This window comes from Delftia sp. S65, assembly GCF_016516495.1.
GTDB classification, from domain to species: Bacteria; Pseudomonadota; Gammaproteobacteria; order Burkholderiales; family Burkholderiaceae_C; genus Comamonas; species Comamonas acidovorans.
Genome location: NZ_JACVUR010000138.1, coordinates 1 through 210 on the forward strand (window position 1 = coordinate 1; position 210 = coordinate 210).

Annotated in this window: 1 protein-coding gene; it reads left to right on the forward strand. The window is 66.7% G+C overall.

All coding sequences use genetic code 11. From position 1 onward, the window contains the following. Positions 1-210: hypothetical protein (locus tag IAE24_RS30545; RefSeq protein ID WP_233626447.1), on the forward strand; the 210-nt coding region annotated here is incomplete at both ends.

Sequence of the window (210 nt, forward strand, 5' to 3'; positions counted from 1 at the left end):
GGGCGGCGACACCGCTTTCCAGTTGGGCGTGCCCTACACCGAGGTGGGCGGCCCTTTGGTGTTCCGGCGTGGCAATCCGACCGAAGCGGGCGGCGCAGGTAGCTATGGGCCCTGGCAGCAAGTGCTCAGTTCCCTGTGGTTTGTCGAGAACGTGAAGGTGAGCACGGTCCCCGCTGGCACAGGCTCGTACGCCGTGAATCCAGGGGAGGG